Below are 2,368 nucleotides of genomic sequence, written 5' to 3' on the forward strand. Positions count from 1 at the left end.
TTTATCCCTATGATAACGTTGTTTATCCTTTTAATGGGAATAATTTTTCCTTTAATCATGGGACCTGAGTTGAAATGGCCATTCTGGTCATTACTGCTATTGGGAGCAGCAATTGTTCTCGTCCTGTTGTTTCTAAAAAAACAACGTAAATTAGAACAAACGGGCCGTTCTAGTCTACTCAATTTCTCCTTATTTAATAATCGGGTTTTCAATTTAGGCCTTCTAGCGGCTTTAGCCTATTATATGGTCCAAGATGCTTATTTTATTATTAACTCCAATTACCTTCAAAATCAAAAGAATTATACGGCAACAATGACAGGAATTGCGTTTGTTTTTCAGGGTATTGGTTACGTATTGGCAAGTGTTATTGTCAGCAAGTTAATACAGCGCCACGGAAAGATCATTGTCCTATATGGATTAGGAATAATGATTTTGGGTTTGCTGTCTCATCTTTTCGTTTTCAATACGATGATCATAGATAGCAACCAAATACACGCGCTCTTCTTTTTTTATGGTATTGGCTGCGGTAGTGTACTGCCGGCATTAATGACACTTGCATTAAAAGACCTTAACGAAAAACTAATCTCCGTAGGATCCGCCATCTATCTTACTGTACAACAGTTATCTATATGCTTGGGAATCGCTTTTATTGTCGGTATATTCCTCCATCGGAAAGAGACTAAATTTCTTATTTTGCAGAACATCTCATCTGCCTATGGCTACTCGATCGTACTATCGGTCATATTACTCTTATTTGTCGTATGTACAATAGCTTATTTACCCTCAAAAAAAGTAAAATAGCAGGTAATTCGTTCATGATTTCGCTGGGTCTATCATACTTTCTCTCAGGATTAATGTAGCTAATTTGCTGCTTCATACTTGTCTACTAAAGCGTAGTCGTAAGGAATACGGATGCTCAGCGGGCTGGCTTCCCATAAGTCTGAACCGCTGGGCAAATAGAAATCATAGGCATTACGCATGAAATTCTCCCCATTGGGAGCTTCTTGCCAGTTTTTCTTCTCCCTATTGTAAAGTAATATCATACAACTCACGCAGGTGCCCTTATCTTTCATGGTCGAATTTTCATAACACTTCCCTATTTTTACAGTTAATTTTTGCTGAATAATAACATCAGTCAACCGCCCATTTGTAAGGTGAATTAGAGCGATCTGTGCATCTTCATCTGTTGGTGAATGTTTTGCTGCTTTCAATTGATCGAACTGAGCCCGATATATTCGCGCTATTTCAGCCTGCCTCACATCCAATGGTAAGAGATTTGTATCTACGGGATGGAGGTCTTCAACACCGCCCGCCCGGGTAACACCAGCACTTAATACAATATTTTGTTTGGATGTATCAGTATCAGCGGCAGCTGAGCCTTCATTTTTATCGAATAGCTGCGTAAGTTCTGAGATATGATGCCCTATTTGATTAAAACCCACAACGTAATTTAAGATAACGAAAGCCAACAGAGCAAGGACTGAAAAGATAAAAAGTGCCTTCCAAATACTAGTTCGCCCACGCTCATTTGTTTCCACTTCCAAAAAAGAAGATCCTTTGTGATCTGCTTCCTGAGAATCGCCACGATGTTCAACGAATTCATAATCAGCCAAAAACAGGTCTTTACCATCAAAAAGATCAATATGGTCTTCTTTAAACATCTCCACAATATCCCGGGCAGTTTTATACTTTACATTTGCCTGGGTGGCAATCAGATCAATAGCCGCATTTACATCACCCTGTTTAATGAATTCACGAATAGTTGCTTTATCAATTTCGATCGTATTGACGAGAATATTTTTGGTCATATCGTTTAATTTCCTATAGATTAGAATGCTTTGCTACCTAAACGAAGTAAAAGCATTCGACTTCAAAAATGAGATTAATAAATGAGAGATCAATGAAAATTTCTTCCCTTATGAAAAATACCTGCAGCATTGTCGCCATCAGTTGTCAGATCTTTTAACAAACCTGACATATCAAAGCATCGTTGCGCTATTACATGAATAACTTCACCTTCAACTTGGATTTTACCCGCAACCATAAGGAGTTTTGCCCGAAGGATTTCTTTACGATATTTTTCAAATACATTACTCCAAACGACAATATTTGAAAAACCAGTATCATCTTCAATAGTGATAAATAAAACACCTTTGGAGGTTCCTGGTCGTTGTCTAACAGTAATCAACCCACATACTTTCACAGGCATATCATTTTGTATCAAGCCCAATTTTGCTGTGGGCACTACATGGAGAAGATCGAGCTTTCCGCGCAAGAAACTTACTGGATGTGCTTTAATGGATAGCGAGGTCCTTGCGTAATCAGCCACAACATGCTGGCTTTTTGTTAGCAATGGTAATTCAATTTG

General features: G+C 38.2%; 3 protein-coding genes. 1 reads left to right on the forward strand and 2 read right to left on the reverse strand.

What is annotated here, in order from left to right; translation table 11 throughout:
* Positions 1-801: MFS transporter (locus tag B2X72_RS03425; RefSeq protein WP_286848269.1), on the forward strand; the 801-nt coding region annotated here is incomplete at its 5' end.
* 59 nt (positions 802-860) lie between these two features.
* On the opposite strand, the gene B2X72_RS03430 is transcribed toward B2X72_RS03425, so the two are convergent.
* Together B2X72_RS03430 and B2X72_RS03435 are read right to left on the reverse strand one after the other, a co-directional pair.
* Positions 861-1,808, reverse strand: a complete 948-nt coding sequence (locus B2X72_RS03430; protein WP_286848270.1) for a hypothetical protein — start codon at positions 1,806-1,808, stop codon at positions 861-863.
* An 89-nt stretch (positions 1,809-1,897) separates the two neighbouring features.
* On the reverse strand, positions 1,898-2,368 hold a 471-nt coding region (locus tag B2X72_RS03435), incomplete at its 5' end, for an OB-fold nucleic acid binding domain-containing protein (RefSeq protein ID WP_286848272.1).

It is taken from the genome of Sphingobacterium sp. UBA7253 (assembly GCF_002472745.1).
GTDB lineage: Bacteria > Bacteroidota > Bacteroidia > Sphingobacteriales > Sphingobacteriaceae > Sphingobacterium > Sphingobacterium siyangense.